The following is a 20,298-nucleotide window of genomic DNA, read 5'->3' on the forward strand; positions in this document are numbered from 1 at the left end:
AAATTCCGCGACACTCTCCCCTCATCTCTAATCTTTTTTGTACCTTTGTCGTTGATTTTTCAGATTAAAACAATTCAAAACTTTATAGAGAAGATGATGACAGCAAATGAAGTCCGCGAGTCTTACAAGAAATTCTTTGAGGGCAAGGGACACAAGATTGTAGCCTCAGCACCGATGGTTATCAAGGATGACCCTACGTTGATGTTCACAAATGCCGGTATGAACCAGTGGAAAGACATTATCCTTGGCACGAAAGATCCCGGAAAAGACATTCGTCGGGTGGACTCTCAGAAGTGTCTTCGCGTGAGTGGAAAGCACAACGACCTTGAGGAAGTGGGCCATGACACCTATCATCACACGATGTTCGAGATGTTGGGCAACTGGAGTTTCGGCGATTATTTCAAGGAAGGTGCCATCGATTATGCGTGGGAATACCTCGTAGACGTGCTTCATCTGAACCCCGACGACTTGTATGTCACCGTGTTTGAAGGTGCAAAAGAGGAGGGACTCGCACGCGATGACGAGGCGGCTGGCTATTGGGCCAAGCATGTTCGGGCCGATCACATCATCGATGGCAATAAACACGACAACTTTTGGGAGATGGGCGACACGGGACCTTGCGGCCCTTGCACGGAGATTCACGTGGATTCCCGCACACCTGAAGAGAAAGCCAAAGTGCCCGGGCGCGACCTTGTCAATAAAGATAATCCGCAAGTGATTGAGATTTGGAACCTCGTCTTCATGCAATACAACCGCAAAGCCGACGGAAGTCTGGCCCCACTGCCCATGCACGTCATCGACACCGGCATGGGCTTCGAACGACTCGTACGCATGTTGCAGGACAAGCACAGCAACTACGACACCGATATCTTCCAGCCTGTCATCAAACAAATAGAAGCACTCAGTGGCAAACGCTACGGTTTTACGACGCCAACCGGCCCAAACGGCGAATGTATGAGTGAACAAGAAAAGACAGACGTGGCCATGCGCGTGGTGGCCGACCATCTTCGGGCCGTCGCCTTCTCCATTGCGGACGGCCAACTGCCGAGCAACGCAAAAGCTGGCTACGTCATTCGTCGCATCTTGCGCCGTGCCGTGCGCTACGCCTACACGTTCCTCGGCCAAAAAGAGGCGTTCTTATACCGGCTCCTGCCTGTTTTGGTTCACGAAATGGGGCAGGCTTACCCCGAACTTCCGGCGCAACAAGAACTCATCGGCCGCGTGATGAAAGAAGAGGAAGATTCCTTTCTTCGCACATTGGAAAAGGGCATAAACCTCCTCAATGGCGACATGGACGAGCTGAAAGCACACGGACGGAGCGAACTTGACGGCGTCAGCGCCTTTAGATTGTTCGACACCTACGGCTTTCCGCTCGATTTGACCGAGCTGATTTGCCGCGAACACGGTTATACTGTAGATGAAAAGGGTTTCAACGAGGAAATGGCCAAGCAGAAGGCTCGCGCGCGCAACGCCGCTGCAGTGGAGAACGGAGATTGGGAAATCATCAGAGATGGCGAACAGGAATTCGTCGGCTACGACCATACGGAATACAGTTGCCATATCCTCCGCTACCGAAAAGTGACACAAAAGAAGAGTTTCCACTTCGAACTCGTGCTCGACCGAACGCCGTTCTACGGCGAAATGGGCGGACAGGTGGGCGACCAAGGTGCGCTCGTGAACGACGATGAGACCGTCGCTATTCTCGACACAAAACGCGAGAACAACCAGAGCATTCACATCGTGGGCGAACTTCCGAAAGACCTGAAGGCCGAATTCATGGCTTGCGTCGACGTGGAGAAACGGAATGCCAGCGCAGCCAACCACACGGCCACGCATCTGCTCGACTATGCGCTGAAACAAGTGCTGGGCGACCACGTCGAGCAGAAAGGATCGTACGTCGACCCGACGACGCTGCGCTTCGACTTCTCGCACTTCCAGAAAGTGACCGACGAGGAGCTCCGCCGCGTCGAGCGACTCGTCAACCGGCTCGTCCGCGAAGATTTGCCGCTCGACGAACACCGCGACATACCGCTGGCCGAAGCGCGGCAACTCGGGGCGGTGGCACTCTTCGGCGAGAAGTACGGCGACAAGGTCCGCGTGGTGCGCTTCGGGCCCAGCTGCGAATTCTGCGGAGGCATTCATGCCAAGAGCACGGGGCGCATCGGTTTCTTCAAAATTATAGGCGAAAGCAGCGTTGCGGCCGGCATTCGGCGCATCGAGGCGCTCACGGGACAGGCGTGCGAGGACGCCCTCTACGCCCTACAGGACACCATGACCGATTTGCGCGCATTGTTCAACAACGCCAAGGACCTGAAGGCTGCGCTCGTGAAATACATCGGCGAGCACGACGAAATGAGCAAGGAAATTGAACGTTTCCGCGCGCAGACCGTCGAGCGCACCAAGCAGGAGCTTCTCAACCGCGCGCGACTGGTCAACGGTGTGCACGTTGTGAAGGCCGTGCTGCCTTTAGAGCCGGCCGACGCGAAAGATCTGGTCTTCAAACTGCGCGAAAGCATCGGCGAAAGGCTCGTTGCCGTCATCGGCAGCACCGCCGGCAACAAACCACTGCTGACGGTGATGTTCAGCGACGACATGGTGAAGGACCACGGGCTCGACGCCGGAAAAATTATCCGCGAAGCGGCCCGGCTCATCAAGGGCGGCGGAGGAGGGCAGCCGCATTACGCACAAGCCGGTGGTAAGGACGTCGACGCCATCGGAGCGGCAGTCGACAAGGTTGTCGAGCTGGCGCATCTGTGAGAAGGGCGGAGGGAGCCTCCCCCTGCCCCTCCAAAGGAGGGGAGGACGAGTTTGCAGCTTCATTGTGAATAAAAACAGACCTTGCAGGACGGAACGCCTGTAAGGTCTGTTTATTTTTTACTTTTTTTCCTCGGGAAAAACATAAGTGTGCTTTTCTACTCCTTTTTCTTGGGAGGAACGGGGGCTGGCTTCTCGCCCTCTTGTTTCGGTTTTTCGATAGTAATCTTTTTGTACTCAAAAAGTGAGCCGTTTTTGTTTACACCGACCCAGATGGTGCGGGGTTTGCCGTCGGCTCCCGCCTGACCTTTAATTGCGAGCTGATAGTGGCGTTTCGGACCGGAACCTTCCGTTTTGCCCGTAAACGACAGACTTCCTGCGGGCAGGCCGAGTGTTTCCTCCAATTGCGCGAAGCCGGGCTTGAGCATTGCGTCGTATTCTGCCGTCCGCTTTTCGCGGGCAATCTGCGACGTGCCTGCGCGGTGCGACAGCGTGGAATTTTTCTTGTCCACAAGTGCATTGTAGTGTGTGATAAGCTCGGCAAGCTTGGGCGTTTCTGGCTCGAGGTCGTCGAGCGAGTCCATTCGACGCAGCACGGCCTTGAGCGCCTTGTCGGTCTCTGCGCGGAGTGCCTTGATGTCGAATGTGCCCGTCGGAACGGCCGATTTGAGGCGCATACGGTAGCGCGAATCAAACGCTTTGTTGGCGAGTTCCAATTGGTCTACGTAGGGTTGCGCGCTGATATGCAATACGTGGCTTGATGCAGCGGGCGACTGTAAATCGGTGAGGAGGTTCTTAATCATGCCGCTTGCCTTGTCATAATTGGCCTGAACAACGCGTGGATAGCGCGCGAGAATGTCGGTTAGGATTTCTGCTGATTTTTTGATTTCCGGCTGGGTGGCATTCCTATTTAATTCAACCACCAACTGCAGTGCGCGATAAGCTTGGTCGCGCGCTTTGTCCAATTCGACGAGTTCCCTCGTTCCCTCTTGACGGCGTGGCAGAGTCAATGCTTTGTCTTCGTTCTCAAAGGCTTTTTGGAGGCTCGCAAGCACCGTTTCCATTTTCTTGATATTCGCATCTTTGCAAATTTCAATCACGTGGTCAATAAATTGGAAATGTTCCATGTGCTGGAGCTTTCCTTTGGTAAAAGTTTTAATCTCCATAGGATTTAAATGATAGGTTAAACAATAATTGATATTATACAGCACAAATATAGGCATTTCTCATTAGAATTCATAATTTTTTGGCAAAAAAATAGAAAATTCTGCTCAGAATTTGCAAATTCTTGGCAGAAAACAGAAAATTCCGTTCAGAATTTGCAAATTCTTGGCAGAAAACAGAAAATTTCATTCAGAATTTGCAAATTCTTGGCAGAAAACAGAAAATTTCGTTCAGAATTTGCAAATTCTTGGCAGAAAACAGAAAATTTCATTCAGAATTTGCAAATTCTTGGCAAAAAACAGAAAATTCCGTTCAGAATTTGCAAATTCTTGGCAAAAAACAGAAAATTCCACTCGGAATTTGCAAATTCTTGGCAAAAAACGAAAAATTCCGTTCGGAATTCGCGAATTTTTTAAAGCCACTCTCGGTTTCCTCTAAGCAATCGGAGCTGAAGCTCTATTTAAATAGGTGGGCGGTCGTCGGTCTGCGTTTTTGGCCAGTTGACGAGAAAAAGCCTTTGGGTGGCGCGCGTGAAAGCCGTGTAGAGCCAGCGGGCGTAGTCCGGCGCGGGCATATCGGCAGCCATTCGTCCTTGGTCGAGATAAACATGGGTCCATTGACCGCCCTGCGCCTTGTGGCACGTGACGGCGTAGGCGTATTTTATCTGAAGCGCATTGAAATAAACGTCGCGCCGAAGCGCTTCCAAGCGGTCGCGCTTGCGGGGCAGGTCGGCATAGTCGGCCATGACGGCCTCGAAGAGTGCGCGCTGTTTGTCTTCGGGCAGCGCGGGCGCATCGCTCGTGAGCGTGTCGAGCATGACGGTTTGCGTCAGCTCATGGTCGTGGTAGTCGGGAAACCGCAGGCAAACGTCGGCAAACCGGAAGCCGTGGCATTCGCGCAGGTTGCGCACGCGCATTACCTCGGCGCGGTCGCCGTTGGCGATGAACGAAAGTTGGCCTGCGGCTTCGGCTGCCTTGTCGAGATATTTGTTCTTCACAATCATCAGTCGGTCGCCCGTGCAAAGCATGTCGTCATGGTCGAGCACGGTGGCGCGGAGGCCTTGGTTGTAGATGCCGGCCAGCTTGTTGCTGCGCGTCACGATGATGGTCTCGTCAACGCCCACCTCGGCGTAGCTCGCGGCTATCAACTCGGGCAAATCAGCGCCCGTGACGGCTACGACGTCGGCAAATCCGCTGAAACGAATGCGCGGCAGTCCGTTGGCCGCGATAACGTCGGGCGAGAGGCATCTGATATGCGTGGCGTTAAAAAGAATTCCGCTGTCGTGGCCCTGCCGAAGTACTTTGCGTAGGTCGCACGCATAGACGGTGAGGCCACGGGCTTCGAGCGCATCGACATCGAGCGCGGGAGCCAGAACCTCTCCTACGGGCGGAAGTTGCGCGCTGTCGCCGATGAGCATCATGCTGCAGCCCGATCCGCTGTAGACGTAGCGCACGAGATCGTCGAGCAGGCTGCCCGTCCCGAAGATGCTCTGGGCGCCCGCTCCCGTACCAATCATCGAAGCTTCGTCCACGATGAAGAGCGTGTCCTTGTTCAGGTTGTCGTTCAGGTCGAAAGCGCCGCCGATGCCTGTGTAGCGCCGTTCGCGATAGATTTTTCGGTGGATCGTCGATGCGTTGCGACCGCTGTTGGTGGCAAAAACCTTGGCCGCGCGTCCCGTTGGGGCCATCAGCTGCAACTTTTGGCCGAACCGCGCGAATGTGCGCACCATGGCTCCGGCCAAAGATGTCTTTCCCGTTCCGGCCGACCCGCGCAGGAGCATGACACGGCGCTCACCCCTGTCGGCCAGAAATCGGGCGAAGGTTTCGAGGGCATTCAGTTGGTCGCGGGTGGGTCGGAAACCGAATTCTGTCAGAATTTCGTCTATAAATTCTTGTATTTTCAATGCGAAGATGATTTTTTTTTTGTATCTTTGCAATCGGAGGCCGACGCGAAGCACGCACCGGCTGATTCCGAATGCAAAGTTAGAAAAATTATCCGAATGAAGCTCGCTGCCCATCATAATTTATGGCTTTCCTTGTGCGCCGTGGCACTGGGCGCCGTTTGCGTCGCGAGTATCCTCGGCCCCGTCCGTTTTGGCAAAGAACGGCGTCTGCGCGAGCGAGCCGTTGTCGTGCGGCTGTCGGCGATACGCGCTGCCGAGCTGAACTACCTGCGCGACCACGGAGTTTACACGGCTGATTTCGGCACACTCGTCGGCGGCGGTTATCTGGCCGATAGTCTTCAGTACGTGCCCTTCGGTGGTGGTCGTCGGTTCGATTTGGCCGCCACGGTACAAGTGAGCGTGAGCGGCCGTCGTTTGCCCTTGGTGGAATGCGGCGCCACCTACGATGCTTATCTCGACGGACTCGACGCGAACAGCGTGGCCAATCTTATCGAAGAAGCGAACCGCAGCGGACGTTATGCGGGCATCAGAATGGGCGACATCAACGCGGGCGACACCCGATTATCCATCAATAAATAACGATTATGACCGAAAAACCTATTACCCGGCACCCGCACAGGGTCACGTTGAGGCTGACCGACACTACGTTGGCGTTCGCCGTGGCCGACGAAACGGCCGCAGGTGGCCTCGACTACGAACCGTACGTGATGAAAAGTGGCATGTCGCCAGCGGCTAACCTTCGCGAGGCTTTTATCGAGAGCCGCATTCTCGGTGCGGGCTTCCTCCACGCGCAAGTGCTTGTCGATAGTCCCGTGCTGCTCGTCCCGCTTGAAGAATTTGATGCCGACGACGCCGAGCCCTTCTATCACCATACTTTCACGGGGCACACGAACGAGGAGCTCCTCAACACCGTCCTTCCTGCGCAGAACGCAGTGGCGGTCTACCCAATCAACAAAGACATTAAGCTCGTGCTGACCGACCACTTCCGTGATATCCGAATTATGCCGCTGATGCAACCCGTGTGGAGCTATCTTCATCGGCGGAGCTTCACCGGCACAAAGCGGAAGCTCTTCGCTTATTTCCGCGGCAAGCAAATGGAGGTGTTTGCCTTCGCCCACAACCGTTTCCGCTTCAGCAACCGCTACGAGGTGGTCAACGCCAACGATGCGGCCTATTTCATTCTGCATGTGTGGACGCAGTTGGCCCTCGACGCGCGCGAAGACGAGCTGTTCCTGTGTGGAACGATGCCCGAACGGGAGCCACTCATCGCGGGCCTCAAGGAATTTGTTCAGAAGGTCACCGTCATCAATCCCGCTGCTGAATTCAACCGTGCGCCCATCACCCAGATCAAAGGGCTGCCGTTCGACCTGATGACATTGTATATAAAAGGTAGATAGCGCATGAGAATCATCACGGGAAGCTATAAAGGCCGCCATTTCGACATTCCGCGCACGTTTAAGGCGCGGCCGACGACCGACTTTGCCAAGGAAAACATCTTCAATGTGCTGCGGGGATACGTCGATTTCGACGGCATAACGGCCCTTGATCTCTTTGCCGGAACGGGCAGCATTTCGCTCGAACTGGTCAGCAGAGGCTGCAAACAGGTGATCAGTGTAGAGGCCGACCGCGACCACGCCGACTTCATTCGCCGCTGTTTTGCCAAACTTGGCGACGATAGAGACGTGCTCGTCCGCGGCGATGTCTTCCGCTTTCTGAAGCGTTGTCGGCAGCAGTTCGACTTCATCTTTGCCGACCCGCCCTATACGTTGGGCGACCTTCCGCAGCTTCCCGACCTCATTCTGGGCGGCGATCTGCTTGCTTCGGGCGGCATTTTTGTGCTCGAGCATGGCAAGGACCATGACTTCTCCACCCACCAACGCTTTGCAGAACACCGAAGTTACGGCAGTGTGAACTTCACCTTGTTCAAATGAGGCGGCTTGCGCCACGGCCTTGATTCTCAACAACATTCATTCCCTTTTTTATTTCTATTTTATTGTCTTGCGATCTCAGTCATTTCACGCGCTAATCTCAGCCATTTTACGCGCTAATATGGCTGGAATTGCACGGTGAAATGGCTGAGATTGTTTACCCGTTCTCACCGATGGGCTTCGTAGCCTCCTGCAACCATTCGCGCTCATCGGCTTCCAAGTGGGGCGAAAGCATGGTGCAGACGTGCCGATGATACGTATCGAGCCACCGAATCTCCTCGGCTGTGAGCATCGAAACGATGATAGGAGCCGTGTCAATCGGGCAGAGTGTCAGCGGTTCCATCTTGAGGAACGTGCCGAACTCGGTCTCCCTGTCTTTCAAGATGAGGAGCGTGTTCTCGATACGCACGCCAAAACGGCCGGCAAGATACAGTCCCGGCTCGTCGGTCACCGTCATTCCGGCATGCAACGGGGCCGGTTTATATTCCATACGGATTTGATGTGGCCCCTCATGCACGTTGAGATAGGACCCCACGCCATGGCCCGTGCCGTGCAAATAGTTGAACCCTTCGCGCCACAACGGCTCACGAGCCAAGGCATCAAGCTGCGTTCCGCACACACCTTCGGGAAAACAGACCAGTTCCAACTGGATATGGCCCTTCAACACCAATGTGTAGACGCGCTTCTGCTCCTCGGTCAGCGGACCAAGGGCTATGGTTCGCGTGATATCCGTGGTACCGTCTTGATATTGAGCACCGCTATCAATGAGCACAAGTCCGCGGGGTTCAATCGGAATATCTGTCTCCGGCGTGGCCTCATAGTGCACGATTGCACCGTGATGTTCGTAACCCACGATGGTACCAAAGGAGAGACTGCGATAGAGCGGTTGTGCTTTTCGCAAACTTGTCAGCTTCTTTTCCAACGAGATTTCGGTCTCATTCCCTTCCTTAACGGCCGGAACAAGCCACTTCAAAAACCTCACCATGGCCACGCCATCACGCAACATGGCGTTGCGAAAGCCTTGGATTTCGCTTTCGTTCTTCACGGCTTTCATCATCGGAACGGGTGATTCTGCCATGACAACCGAGGCATTTCCCTCCCTTGCATAAGCCACCAAGCAACTGTTAGTCTCGTTCGGATCAAGTAAAATGTTATAGGCAAAGTATTCTTTTCTTAGGTAGTTGCCCACCTTTTCATACGGTCTTAGCGCCACAGGAATGCTTTCTAAATAGGCCGAAACGGCTGGTGTAAGCTTGGATTCTTCGATGAACAGCACCGCCTTTTCGGGCTCAATGACAAGGTAACTCACGAAAACGGGATTGCAATGCACGTCGGTTCCACGCAGATTGAGGGTCCATGCAATGTCATCCAAGGCCGACATCAGCATGCCGTCGCAATGTTTTTGGCGCAAAGCCTCACGCAGTCTGCAGAGCTTAGAGGCCGAAGTCTCGCCCGCATACTCCAAAGATTGAAGTTCAATTTTGCCTTGGGGGATAGGCGGACGGCCGTTCCAAATGCACGCTAAAGGATCGAAGTTCAGCCTTAAAGTCATTCCCCCTTGCCGGCGAAGTTCGGCAATCAGCGCTTGTGTCTCGGCATAACTGCTCACCGTTCCGTCTATTCCTATCTCGCTTCCTGCCTTGCATTGTTGTCCAATCCATTCGGCAATCGTGGGCGTTCCCGCCACTTTCAGCTTCATCAACCGGTATTCCGAGCCTGCAAGCTGCGCCTCGGCGGCAAGGAAATAGCGCGAGTCTGTCCACAATGCTGCACCGTTTTGCGTGACAACAGCCGTGCCCGCAGAACCGTCGAAGCCTGAAATCCACTCACGACCCTTCCAATGATCGGCCACATATTCGCTGTTGTGGGCATCGGTACTGGGGAAGATAAAAGCCGCAAGTCGCTCGCGTCGCATCACTTCTCTTAAGGCCGCTAAACGTTGATTGATTGTTTCCATGTGCATCTTTTGCTAAATCGACATGACAAAGATACGCTTTTTAAGAATTAACAACAAATAATCTGCACATTAAATAGCCCAAATCCTATATTTTTTTACTAACTTTGCGGTCAAAGGAAACAGATTTCTAAACCATAAAATAGTAATATAGTTATGAATTATTTAACGAATGACAAATTGGTTATCGTCGGTGCAGGCGGTATGATTGGTTCAAACATGGTACAAAGTGCGCTGATGCTCGGGCTTACACCCAACATCTGCCTTTACGACATCTTTGAGCCGGGTGTGCATGGTGTGTATGATGAAATGGCACAATGCGCGTTCCCGGGTGCAAACCTTAGCTACACCACCGACCCCGCAAAGGCTTTCACCGGTGCAAAGTATATCATCTCGTCGGGCGGTGCTCCCCGAAAAGAAGGCATGACCCGCGAGGATTTGCTGAAAGGAAACTGTAAAATCGCTGCTGAGTTCGGCGATAATATCAAGAAATATTGCCCCAATGTGGAGCATGTTGTCGTGATTTTCAACCCCGCAGACGTCACCGCACTGACCACGCTCATTCATTCCGGCTTGAAACCCAACCAGTTGACCTCGCTCGCAGCGCTTGATTCGACACGTTTGCAGCAGGCTTTGGCCGAAGAATTCGGCGTTCAGCAGGACAAGGTGACCGGTGCACACACTTATGGTGGCCACGGTGAGCAGATGGCTGTATTCGCTTCGCAGGTCAAAATCGATGGAAAACCATTGGCAGAAAAGGGCCTTTCGACCGAACGTTGGGAGGAAATCAAGCACCACACCGTGCAAGGTGGCTCGAACATCATCAAACTTCGCGGTCGAAGTTCGTTCCAAAGCCCAGCTTACAACGCCGTTAAGATGATTCAGGCCGCTATGGGTGGCGACAAGTTCACGTTGCCTGCCGGCTGTTATGTCTGCAATGACAAGCTTGGCTTCAAGAACGTGATGATGGCCATGCCCACAACGATCGATAAAACGGGCGTTCACTTCACCGAACCGACAGGAACAAAGGAGGAGATTGATGGCCTTCAGAAGTCATATGAGCATCTTTGCAAGATGCGCGACGAGATTGTGGAACTCGGTATCATTCCCGCTGTTGACAAATGGAAGGAAATGAACCCCAATCTTTAAGTAGTGTACTTACCTTTATTATAATAATAGTTTTTAAGTTTGAGAGGAATGGGCCGTGAGGTTCTTCCTCTCATTTTCTTTTGCATTGCAAACAGCGGCCAATAGAAACTTCATGGGGAACTGAACAAGTGGCACGCAATCCATAAAACACAAGGACTTGATGTGCAAAAGCGGCAACTTTCACACCTAATACCTACCCCGTCCCTCTCAAAAGAAGGGAGTGAGAGCTTACAAGAAATAAAAGGTAAAAAGTAAAAAGCAGGCAACTTGAATGCTTTGCTCAAGGCTTGTGTCTTTACTTTTTATTGTTCTACCTTTTTAGTTCTTTACTTTTATAACGCCGTAAAGGCGGCAATGAGTCCGAAGATGATGCCGGGCGTGTTGGCAATGGCAAGGGGAAGGTCGCGTTTCTCCTTGAACAGTCCGTAAGCCACCCACAGTGTGCAGTTCACGGCAGCCATGAAAGGCTGTATGAACGTTCCTTTTTGTCCGGCCAAGTTGTTTTCTATTTGCGGAAGATAAAAGACATACATCAATACCGACGTGCCCATGCCTACCCAACCCATGGCGCCAAAAAACTTTTCTCTTGTCATTTTGTTTATTGTTTATTGGTGATTATGATATAAATTGATTGAAAAAGTGGAAAGGACATGCCGAGTGCATGTCCTTTTTGCTTTGTTTCGAGTTGCCAATTTCTTATTTCTTGTAGCTGCAAACCGGCCAAGGCTTGAGCTCTTTGAAGAAGTCATGGCCCTTGTCGTCAACGAGAATGAAGGCCGGGAAGTCTTCCACGCGAATCTTCCACACGGCTTCCATGCCCAATTCCGGGTACTCCACGCACTCAATGCTCTTGATACTGCTCTGCGAAAGCACAGCCGCAACACCGCCAATCGTGCCCAGATAGAAGCCACCATGCTTTTGGCAGGCATCTGTTACGACTTGCGTGCGGTTTCCTTTGGCTATCATCACGAGCGAACCGCCATGAGCTTGGAACTCATCCACATAGGGATCCATACGGTTAGCCGTGGTCGGTCCCATCGAACCGCAGGCATATCCTTCGGGCGTCTTAGCCGGACCGGCATACAAAACGGGGTAATCTTTCATATATTGTGGCAAATCTTCGCCTGCATCGAGGCGTGCCTTGAGCTTCGCATGCGCGATGTCTCGGGCCACAATGATGGTACCTTTAAGGCTTACACGCGTCGAAACGGGATACTTCGTCAGCTCGGCACGCACGGCATCCATGCCTTTATCGAGGTCAATCTCAATGCCCTTGGCCCCTTCGCCGGGCTTTCTGTACTCCTCGGGAATGAGTTCTGAAGGGTTGGTGTCCATCTTTTCGAGCCAAATACCATCGGCATTAATCTTCGCTTTGATGTTTCTATCGGCCGAACAGCTGACACCCATGCCGATAGGACAGCTCGCTCCGTGGCGTGGAAGACGGATAACACGCACGTCATGTGCAAAGGCTTTGCCGCCAAACTGGGCGCCGAGACCAATCTTTTGAGCCTCAACAAGAAGCTTATCCTCAAGATCTTTGTCGCGGAAAGCACGTCCGGTCTCGTCTCCGGTGGTAGGAAGATTGTCGTAATATTTGATGGAACCGAGCTTAACGGTCAGCAAGTTCTTTTCGGCGGAGGTGCCTCCGATGACGAAACAGATGTGATAAGGCGGGCAAGCTGCCGTTCCGAGGCTCTTCATCTTCTCCACTAAGAACGGCAAAAGCGTGCTTTCATTCTGAATGGTTGCCTTAGTCATCGGGTAGAAATAGGTCTTATTGGCCGACCCACCGCCCTTTGCAACCATGATAAAGCGGTATTCTGCGCCCTCAACGGCCTCGATATCGATTTGCGCCGGCAGGTTACATTTGGTGTTCACCTCGTCATACATGTTGAGTGGAGCATTCTGCGAGTAACGCAAATTGTCCTCCGTAAAGGTGTTAAAGACGCCACGTGAGAGTGCTTCCTCGTCCTCGAAGCCAGTCCAAACCTGCTGTCCTTTCTCGCCATGAATGATGGCTGTGCCCGTATCTTGGCAGAAAGGGAGGACTCCTTTCACTGCCGTTTCGGCGTTACGTAGGAACTGTAAGGCCACATACTTATCGTTTTCAGAGGCCTCGGGGTCGCGAAGTATGGCGGCAACCTGCTCATTATGCGCACGACGCAACATGAACTCGGTATCGTGGAACGCCTGTTGTGCAAGGAACGTCAGGGCCTCCTTGGAGACTTTTACAATCTGTTTGCCTTCGAATTCACTCGTCGTTACGCCCTCTTTCGTCAGAAATCGGTATTCAGTATCGTCCTTTCCTGTTTGGAACATCGGTGCATACTTGAATTCAACTTTGTTTGCCATAATGTTTTTATTTATCGTTGTGTTTCGTAATCTCTTTGCTTGATGCTTGCAAAGGTATAAAAAAAACTGCGTAACATCAACTATTTCACGTGTTAAAATGGCTCATATTACCTCGCGGAATGGCCGAGATAGATATGTAGGGACGTACGGTTCGTGCGTCCGTTCAAGCGGAGTGAGTGGACAAGTGGACGGGTAAACGGGTTGACAAGCGGACAGTAATCGGGCTATAAACAGGCCGTATTGAGCGGACGCACGAACCGTGCGTCCCTACATGCACATAGATAATCAACTTGTTCACCCGTTTACTTGTCAACTGTCAACTGAAACGTGAACGGACGCACGAGCCGTGCGTCCCTACATGCACATAAACAAGCAACTTGTTCACCCGTTTACTTGTCAACAGTCAACTGAAATGTGAGTGGACGCACGAACCGTGCGTCCCTACATGCACATAAACAAGCAACTTGTTCACCCGTTTACTCGTCAACTATCAACTGAAACATGGGCGGACGCACGGGCCGTGCGTCCCTACATACATTCATCGTGGTTTTCCACATGGGGAATATTGCGACGCAATCTCAGCCATATTGGCGCGCAATATCACTCATTTTGCGCGGTGAAATGGGCCATATTGCACGCCAATATGGCTGAGATTGTAAGTCACAATGGGACAGGCTGTTATCCCATTCCACCGAAAGAAACGAATAAGGACACAGGGGCCGTTCGTCCGCTCCATCAATCTGCCTAAAAATAGTGTGTCGATTGATTTATGTTTGACATTGAGCGGACACACGGACCGTGCGTCCCAACACGCCTATCCCAATGGGAATGCGTTACACTTTCTTCTACTTCGCAGTGCGACCGCAGGCGATTAATAACCGAAAATGTCCTCGGTGGTGAGGCGTTGCACAGGACCTATCTGCTCAAGCAACGTCATATCGAGGTTCTTTTCGTCGCCGAGAACGGCGTAACGGAAAGATTCTTGAGCGATGTTCCGGTTGGCAAAGTTGACGATATCCTTCAAGGTCAGCCTCGGCAATGCGGCATATACGTCTTGCATATAGTCGTGATTGAGGCCCAATTGCCTGAGCGACAGGTAGCGTTGAATGACACCGAACTTCGTTGTTCGGCTGCTTTGGATTGACTTCCTGAGGCTCTGTTTGGCCAAATCAAAGGCAGCTTGGTTCTGTGGCATGCTGACGAGGATTTCGTGGAAGACCTTGATACAGTCGTTCATCTTGTCGTTTTGCGAGATGATATGCGTGAAAAAGCTCTCGGATTCTCCCTTATATTCGGGGCGTTTATACACGGCATAAGCGTTATAGGCCAGCCCTCTTGTCTCGCGAAGTTCTTGGAATACCACACTGTTCATGCCTCCGCCGAAGTACTGATTGAAGAGAGTTTCAACGGGAGTCCGCGCAAGTGACCACTCTCCTCCCCTGTTATTGTACTGCCGCATATAGATGTTCTTGGCATCGTATGGGGCAATGAGAACCTCATTATTGTCGGTATTCTGTGGCTCATAAGGTTCGTTCACGGGACCGGGTGCCAGCTTTTGCGGCGTTTTATGGGTGCTGACAATCACGGCTTCCAACGTTTTAAGGTCGGAAGGTCCGTAATAGAGCACAGTGTGCTTCAGGCCATTGAGCTTGTCGAGCAAAGAGATCAACTCCCGAGGGTCCATGCTTCGCAAGGCTTGCGTAGCGATGATGTTGCGCGTTGGATTGTATATGCCATAGACAGCATAGTCCCATAGCGCATTGAAATTGGCCTTTTGATCGGTCTTAGCGTCTGCGCGTGACTTCTTAGTCAGGTCACAATAGCGGCTCCAAGAGTCGTTATCGGCCTTTGACTGATGGAGCACTTTCTCCAAAAGTTGCAGTGCCTCGGGCATGTTTTCATCAAGTCCGCTGAGGGAAATGCTGATGTTTCGCTCGCCAACATTGACGGAATAGCTGCAAGCGAGCTTATAGAAGGCTTGCTTGATTTGCGAAATCGTCATGTCGCGGGTGCCGATGTAGTTCAGATAGTCGGCTGCATAGCCATAGCGATTGTCGGCCGTTGAACCGAAGTCGTAGCGGAACACGAGATTGAAAAGGCCGTCATCGGTGTTCCGTTTATAAATATAAGGTAGGCCAGAAGACAGCTTTCCCTGTGCCAATTCCTTGTTATAGTCAACGAAGACGGGCCGGATAGGCTTGGTTTTTGCCATGCGGATGGCATTGAGGAACGGGCTTTCGAACTCGCGGTTTGCAGGGATCGGCGTGATGATAGGCTTCTCTATCTTCTTCAAAGTGGAGTCGGTTCCCATGCGTTTGTAGACACATACGAAGTTATCCATGCGCAGATGGCGGCGTGCAAAGCCGATGATATCCTGCTTGGTGAGCTTGGATTGGCGGTCAATCTGCAAGGCCGTAGTCGCCCATTTCTTGTCGTTGATGAAGGCATCTACCATCATTTGGACGCGACTTCGGTTGTTATCGAGCGACCGGAAGTATTGAAGTTTCTTGTTGGCCAGCACGGCCGGCAACAGATCGTCGCTGAATTCGCCACGCCCCAGCTTTGAAATCTCGGCCAAGATGAGGCTACGTAAGTCTTCAAGTTTTTGGCCATGTGCGGGCACTCCCTCGATGATGAGGGCCGAATAGTCGTGAAGGTCGTCAAGAAAAGCACCGGTTTCCATGGCTTTCATCTGCTGGTCGATGTTGATATCAAGCAGACCAGCCTTGCCGTTCGACAGCATTCTCCGCACGATGTCGAGCGTGTCGTCCTGCAATTGGTTGGCACCTTTGAAGCGCCAACCCATCATAACGTTCTCTGCATCCTGCCCTACGACGCTCGTATCTCTTGGCATCGTGATGGCTTTTTGGGCGGGGAACTCGGGCCGAGTGAGCCGTTTTCCGGCTTTCCATGTGCCGAAATACTTGTCAATAACGGCAATCGTGGCATCGGGATCGAAATCTCCTGCCAGCGCAATGGCCACATTATTCGGCACGTAATAGCGGTGGAAATAGTTCTTGATATTGACGATAGAGGGGTTCTTTAGGTGCTCCTGCTCGCCAATCGTGGTCTGCGTGCCATAGGGATGCGTGGGCGTAAGGAGCTTCCAAAGGGCAGCATATTCTTTGGTTCCATCGCTTCCCATCGATATGTTCTTCTCTTCATAAACGGCTTCGAGCTCGGTATGAAAGCCACGGATAATCATATTCCGGAAGCGGTCGGCCTGAATGCGGGCCCAATTCTCAATCTCATTCGACGGAATGTTCTCCACATAGCAAGTCACATCGTTGCTCGTATAGGCGTTGCTTCCCTCAGATCCGATGCTTGCCATGAGCTTGTCATACTCGTTGGGAATGTTATATTGGGCAGCAAGTTGCGACACTGAGTCGATTTCATGATAGGCCTGCTTACGCATAGTGGGGTCGGTCAGCGTACGATAGTGCTCATAACGCCGTTCGATGTCGTCGAGATAAGGTTTCTCTTTGGCGTAGTCGGTGGTGCCAAACTGCTGGGTTCCCTTGAACATCAGATGCTCCAAGTAGTGCGCCAAGCCCGTTGTTTCGGCGGGATCGTTGCGAGAACCCGTGCGAACGGCAATGTTTGCCTGCAACCGGGGCTTCTCTTTGTTGACACTCATGTAGACCTTTAAGCCGTTGTCGAGGGTGTAGATGCGGGTCTGCATGGCGTCTCCCTTGACGGTGGTGAAGTGATAATCCTTGGCCGAAACCGATGCGGTGAGGGCCAAAGTCAATGTAAACAAGATAGTTTTTCGTCTCATATTGTTAGTTTTCAAAGTCAATTTCATGGTCAAGGTTGTCAATGAAGTCGTCAAGGACGTGCTTTTCGACATCGCCCATGGCATATTCCTTCTCGGCATCCTTGCGTATCTCGGCTATCCACGCACGTCGAGCGTGCACGTAGTCTTCGCGGATTCGTGCCTCATCTGCATCGGTAATCTCTGTCAGATGATAGTAATCGAGTATCAATTGATAAGTCCAAGCCCACTGATATTCGCGATAGTTGCGGTTGATTTCCTCAAAACGGTCGAGCACGTCCTGTATGGTTTCAATCTCTCCGTCCTTGATGTCGTCGAGCAAGCGTATCTCTTCACTTTCCGGAAGCAGCAGTCCGCTGAGGTCATTCCATTTACCTTGGCCTACGGTCGTGGTCGGAGGCTCTAACGCACCAAGGCTTTTTACGACGCGTTTTAGCACGGCTCCCATGTAGATGCGCAAGGCAATGTCGTAGTATTTGATGCCTTTATTGAGCGAACTTGGATTGATGACGTAGTTATGATAGGTGTAGGAAGTGACGTTTTCGCCGCTAGCATCGAGCAGTTTCTCAAGGATTTTCTTGCCTTGAACAATCTCTCCGACCGAGAAAGGCGACAGCCAATCGAAGTTGACGATGCTCTTTTGACTGCCTGAAGGACGCACATCACGCTTCGGCCATTTGCGAATATCGCGATAAAGACCAACGGTTGTGATGTTCCTTCCGGGCGAAAGATACATCGTATCTCCATAAGCTATCAGGTAAGAAAAGGGCAGATTGCGCGTGTCGGGGTGGTACATCAGCTTGCCAAAACACACGGAAAAGGTCCCGATATTGGCCGGCATGAGCACGTAAGCTCCACTGGCAGTCTTCGTTCCGCGCTCCAAAATGCCATAGTGCATGGGGCCCATCTTGTAGGCATGATTGCTGAAATTGGTCGCACTTCCAGCGTTATAGAATGAGAACTGACCGCCGATGAGCAAGCTACTCTTATGGTGACTGGCTGTGAACGGACCGCAGAATGCCGCGCAAGCCTCGCCATTGCTCATGTAAGAATTGGCGAAGAAGACGCTCGAAGAAGCCGTAAAACCGTTACTGATTTGGCAGGCTTCGCCCACGAAACAATCCTGCATCTTCACACTGTTGATGATACTTGAGCCTTCACTTATAATTGAATTCTCGCAGATAACACCTGTCCCTATATACACATTTGAGGCAGGTGAACTCAGAATGGTGCAGTCGCTGAGGCGCGCGGCCCCGTTGATTTCGCAGTCATCATGGATAACCGTGTTGGTAATCTCTTTGGTATTGACAATCTTTACGTTGTTTCCTATGGACGCTTGGTCATGCCGGTTACGTGCAATCTCCTCATTGATAAGTCGTCGGATGGCATCTTTAAGGGGCTTGTCATGGAAATGCTTCACCATGAAAGCGGCGAACTGGCTGTTGAGATCGCTGAAGAGTATCACGTTGCCGTCGCCCACTTCATTGAGCACGGAGATGAGGTTGCCCTCGCCGTAAGTCGCCCCATCGGTGGTTTCCATCGAACTGACGTTGCTGATATAGCAGCCGTCGCCGATGGTATAGTTGTTGATGTAGTTGCCGATGTTCTCTATCAGGCAGTTATCACCAATGCTGACGTTGCGCAAAGTGGCGTTATTGATACCCGAATGTTTCAGAAAACCCCGGCTCACTTCGATGTTCTTGTCGAAGTCACCGATACGGATTTCACCATAAAGCATCACACGGTGCATGTAATTAGGCTTGAAATCCTCTGACACATACACGTTTGTCCAGTCCTCGGCCCAGCAGTTACGGTCTTCGAGAACCCTTATTTCTTCATCAGTTAGTTGTCGCATGGCAGTAATTCAAAATTCATAATTCATTATCGGGCTTATTCTACCTCCGGATACAGAAAGTCATTATACGGATATTTCTGCACATGAAGCTCGCGTACCTTTTTATATAGCGTCTCACGGAACGCTTCCACGTTCAGTTTCTCCTTGGCACTGATGAACATACAACTCTCGTCGAGGCGTGCCATCCATGTCTTTTTCAAGTCTTCCAAGGTGATGTTCTCACGCGTTTCGGGCGTGAGGTCGTCCTCATCTTTCTCTGTCCAGCGGTAATTGTCAATCTTGTTGAAGACTATCATCGATGGCTTTTCGTTGCAACCCAAGTCGGCAAGCGTCCGTTCAACCACTTGTATCTGCTCTTCAAAGTCAGGGTGTGAGAGGTCTACCACATGCAACAGCAGATCGGCTTCGCGCACCTCGTCGAGCGTGCTCTTGAAAGAGTCGACAAGGTCTGTGGGAAGTTTGCGAATAAACCCGACGGTATCGGCCAACAAGAACGGCAGATTCTCGATGACTACCTTGCGGACCGTGGTATCAAGCGTGGCAAAGAGTTTGTTCTCGGCAAACACTTCGCTCTTGGAAAGCAGGTTCATAATGGTGCTTTTGCCCACGTTCGTATAGCCCACGAGAGCCACACGAATCAGTCGTCCGCGGTTCTTTCGCTGTGTGGTCTTTTGTTTGTCAATCTCAAGAAGGCGCTGTTTAAGCAACGTGATGCGCTGAAGAATGATACGACGGTCCATCTCCAGCTGCGTCTCTCCCGGGCCACGCAGTCCCACGGAGCCTTTACCACCACCCGAACCCGAGCCACCTCCTTGGCGTTCCAAGTGGGTCCAGAGTCGTTGAAGCCGTGGAAGCATGTAGCGATATTGCGCCAGTTCCACCTGCGTCTTGGCGTTGGCCGTCTGTGCACGCATGGCGAAGATATCGAGAATGAGCGACGTTCGGTCGAGTATCTTTACTTTCAGTTCGTTCTCTATATTACGTATTTGCTTGGCTGAAAGCTCATCATCGAAGATAACCATACCGATAGGCTCCTCGTTCTCCGCGCAGTCTTCGATGTATTGTTTGATTTCCTCCAACTTACCCTTGCCCACATAGGTCACCGCGCTCGGCCCGTTCACCTTCTGCGTGAACCGCCTGACGGTCACCGCCCCGGCCGTGTCGGCAAGGAACTCCAGCTCGTCGAGGTATTCCTTCGTCTTGGCTTCGTTCTGTCCGTCAGTAATCAGCCCCACCAACACGGCAGTCTCGGCCTTCACTTCGGATATAACAAATTCTTTCATCAATCGTGTCCCTATATATAATATGGTGCAAATTTACGAAATTAGGCTGATAATCCGCATAAAGCGCCGAAGAATTTATACGGAAAGAGAGCCGAGGCCGTCGCAAACGTTTGCGTAATTATTTGCACAATAAGCCCTGCGATTTTCCGGATATATCTCCCTTTTCCCTATCTTTGCACCG

The 20,298-nt window shown here is 51.9% G+C and carries 13 protein-coding genes; 5 read left to right on the forward strand and 8 right to left on the reverse strand.

The window, feature by feature from the left end; all coding sequences use genetic code 11:
- Positions 1-93: 93 nt before the first annotated feature.
- The gene (gene alaS / locus H164_RS0100755) at positions 94-2,757 is read left to right on the forward strand and encodes an alanine--tRNA ligase (protein ID WP_019966858.1); all 2,664 of its coding nucleotides are present in this window, start codon (positions 94-96) and stop codon (positions 2,755-2,757) included.
- 155 nt (positions 2,758-2,912) lie between these two features.
- Here alaS and H164_RS0100760 read toward each other — a convergent pair whose 3' ends face one another.
- Both H164_RS0100760 and H164_RS0100770 read right to left on the reverse strand, forming a co-directional pair.
- Positions 2,913-3,920 (reverse strand): DUF6261 family protein, encoded by a 1,008-nt coding sequence (locus tag H164_RS0100760; RefSeq protein ID WP_036887739.1) that lies wholly within the window; start codon positions 3,918-3,920, stop codon positions 2,913-2,915.
- A gap of 458 nt (positions 3,921-4,378) precedes the next feature.
- Complete coding sequence (locus H164_RS0100770) at positions 4,379-5,821, reverse strand: ATP-dependent DNA helicase (RefSeq protein WP_025829791.1); 1,443 nt, start codon at positions 5,819-5,821, stop codon at positions 4,379-4,381.
- Between the two features lie 96 nt (positions 5,822-5,917).
- Here H164_RS0100770 and H164_RS0100775 point away from each other — a divergent pair, with 96 nt between their 5' ends.
- The 3 genes from H164_RS0100775 to H164_RS0100785 are packed head-to-tail and all read left to right on the forward strand — an operon-like array spanning position 5,918 to position 7,752.
- On the forward strand, positions 5,918-6,400 hold the full coding sequence (locus H164_RS0100775) for a hypothetical protein (RefSeq protein ID WP_019966862.1): 483 nt from the start codon (positions 5,918-5,920) through the stop codon (positions 6,398-6,400).
- 5 nt (positions 6,401-6,405) lie between these two features.
- Entirely contained in the window at positions 6,406-7,218 is an 813-nt protein-coding gene (locus H164_RS0100780) for a DUF3822 family protein (protein WP_019966863.1), read from the forward strand.
- 3 nt (positions 7,219-7,221) lie between these two features.
- The gene (locus H164_RS0100785) at positions 7,222-7,752 is read left to right on the forward strand and encodes an RsmD family RNA methyltransferase (protein WP_019966864.1); all 531 of its coding nucleotides are present in this window, start codon (positions 7,222-7,224) and stop codon (positions 7,750-7,752) included.
- 154 nt (positions 7,753-7,906) lie between these two features.
- Here the strand turns inward: H164_RS0100785 and H164_RS0100790 are convergent, their stop codons facing one another.
- Positions 7,907-9,706, reverse strand: a complete 1,800-nt coding sequence (locus H164_RS0100790; RefSeq protein ID WP_019966865.1) for an aminopeptidase P family protein — start codon at positions 9,704-9,706, stop codon at positions 7,907-7,909.
- A gap of 153 nt (positions 9,707-9,859) precedes the next feature.
- Between H164_RS0100790 and H164_RS0100795 the strand changes: the two genes are divergently transcribed.
- Positions 9,860-10,852: a malate dehydrogenase gene (locus H164_RS0100795; protein WP_008565352.1), complete on the forward strand. Its 993-nt coding sequence runs from the start codon at positions 9,860-9,862 to the stop codon at positions 10,850-10,852.
- 332 nt (positions 10,853-11,184) lie between these two features.
- On the opposite strand, the gene H164_RS0100800 is transcribed toward H164_RS0100795, so the two are convergent.
- The 5 genes from H164_RS0100800 to hflX form a co-directional block, all read right to left on the reverse strand.
- Complete coding sequence (locus H164_RS0100800) at positions 11,185-11,445, reverse strand: SemiSWEET family transporter (protein ID WP_008565353.1); 261 nt, start codon at positions 11,443-11,445, stop codon at positions 11,185-11,187.
- 103 nt (positions 11,446-11,548) lie between these two features.
- Positions 11,549-13,204 carry a fumarate hydratase gene (locus H164_RS0100805; protein WP_019966867.1) on the reverse strand — a complete coding sequence of 552 codons (1,656 nt, stop codon included), beginning with the start codon at positions 13,202-13,204 and terminating at the stop codon, positions 11,549-11,551.
- An 871-nt stretch (positions 13,205-14,075) separates the two neighbouring features.
- A complete protein-coding gene (locus tag H164_RS0100810) occupies positions 14,076-16,982 on the reverse strand; it encodes a M16 family metallopeptidase (protein WP_026356187.1) in 2,907 nt (968 codons plus the stop codon).
- 4 nt (positions 16,983-16,986) lie between these two features.
- The gene (locus H164_RS0100815) at positions 16,987-18,834 is read right to left on the reverse strand and encodes a DUF4954 family protein (protein ID WP_019966869.1); all 1,848 of its coding nucleotides are present in this window, start codon (positions 18,832-18,834) and stop codon (positions 16,987-16,989) included.
- A 35-nt stretch (positions 18,835-18,869) separates the two neighbouring features.
- Positions 18,870-20,117 carry a GTPase HflX gene (gene hflX, locus H164_RS0100820; protein ID WP_019966870.1) on the reverse strand — a complete coding sequence of 416 codons (1,248 nt, stop codon included), beginning with the start codon at positions 20,115-20,117 and terminating at the stop codon, positions 18,870-18,872.
- Between the last annotated feature and the right edge of the window lie 181 nt (positions 20,118-20,298).

This window comes from Segatella maculosa DSM 19339 = JCM 15638 (assembly GCF_000382385.1).
In the GTDB taxonomy this organism is placed as follows: Bacteria; Bacteroidota; Bacteroidia; order Bacteroidales; family Bacteroidaceae; genus Prevotella; species Prevotella maculosa.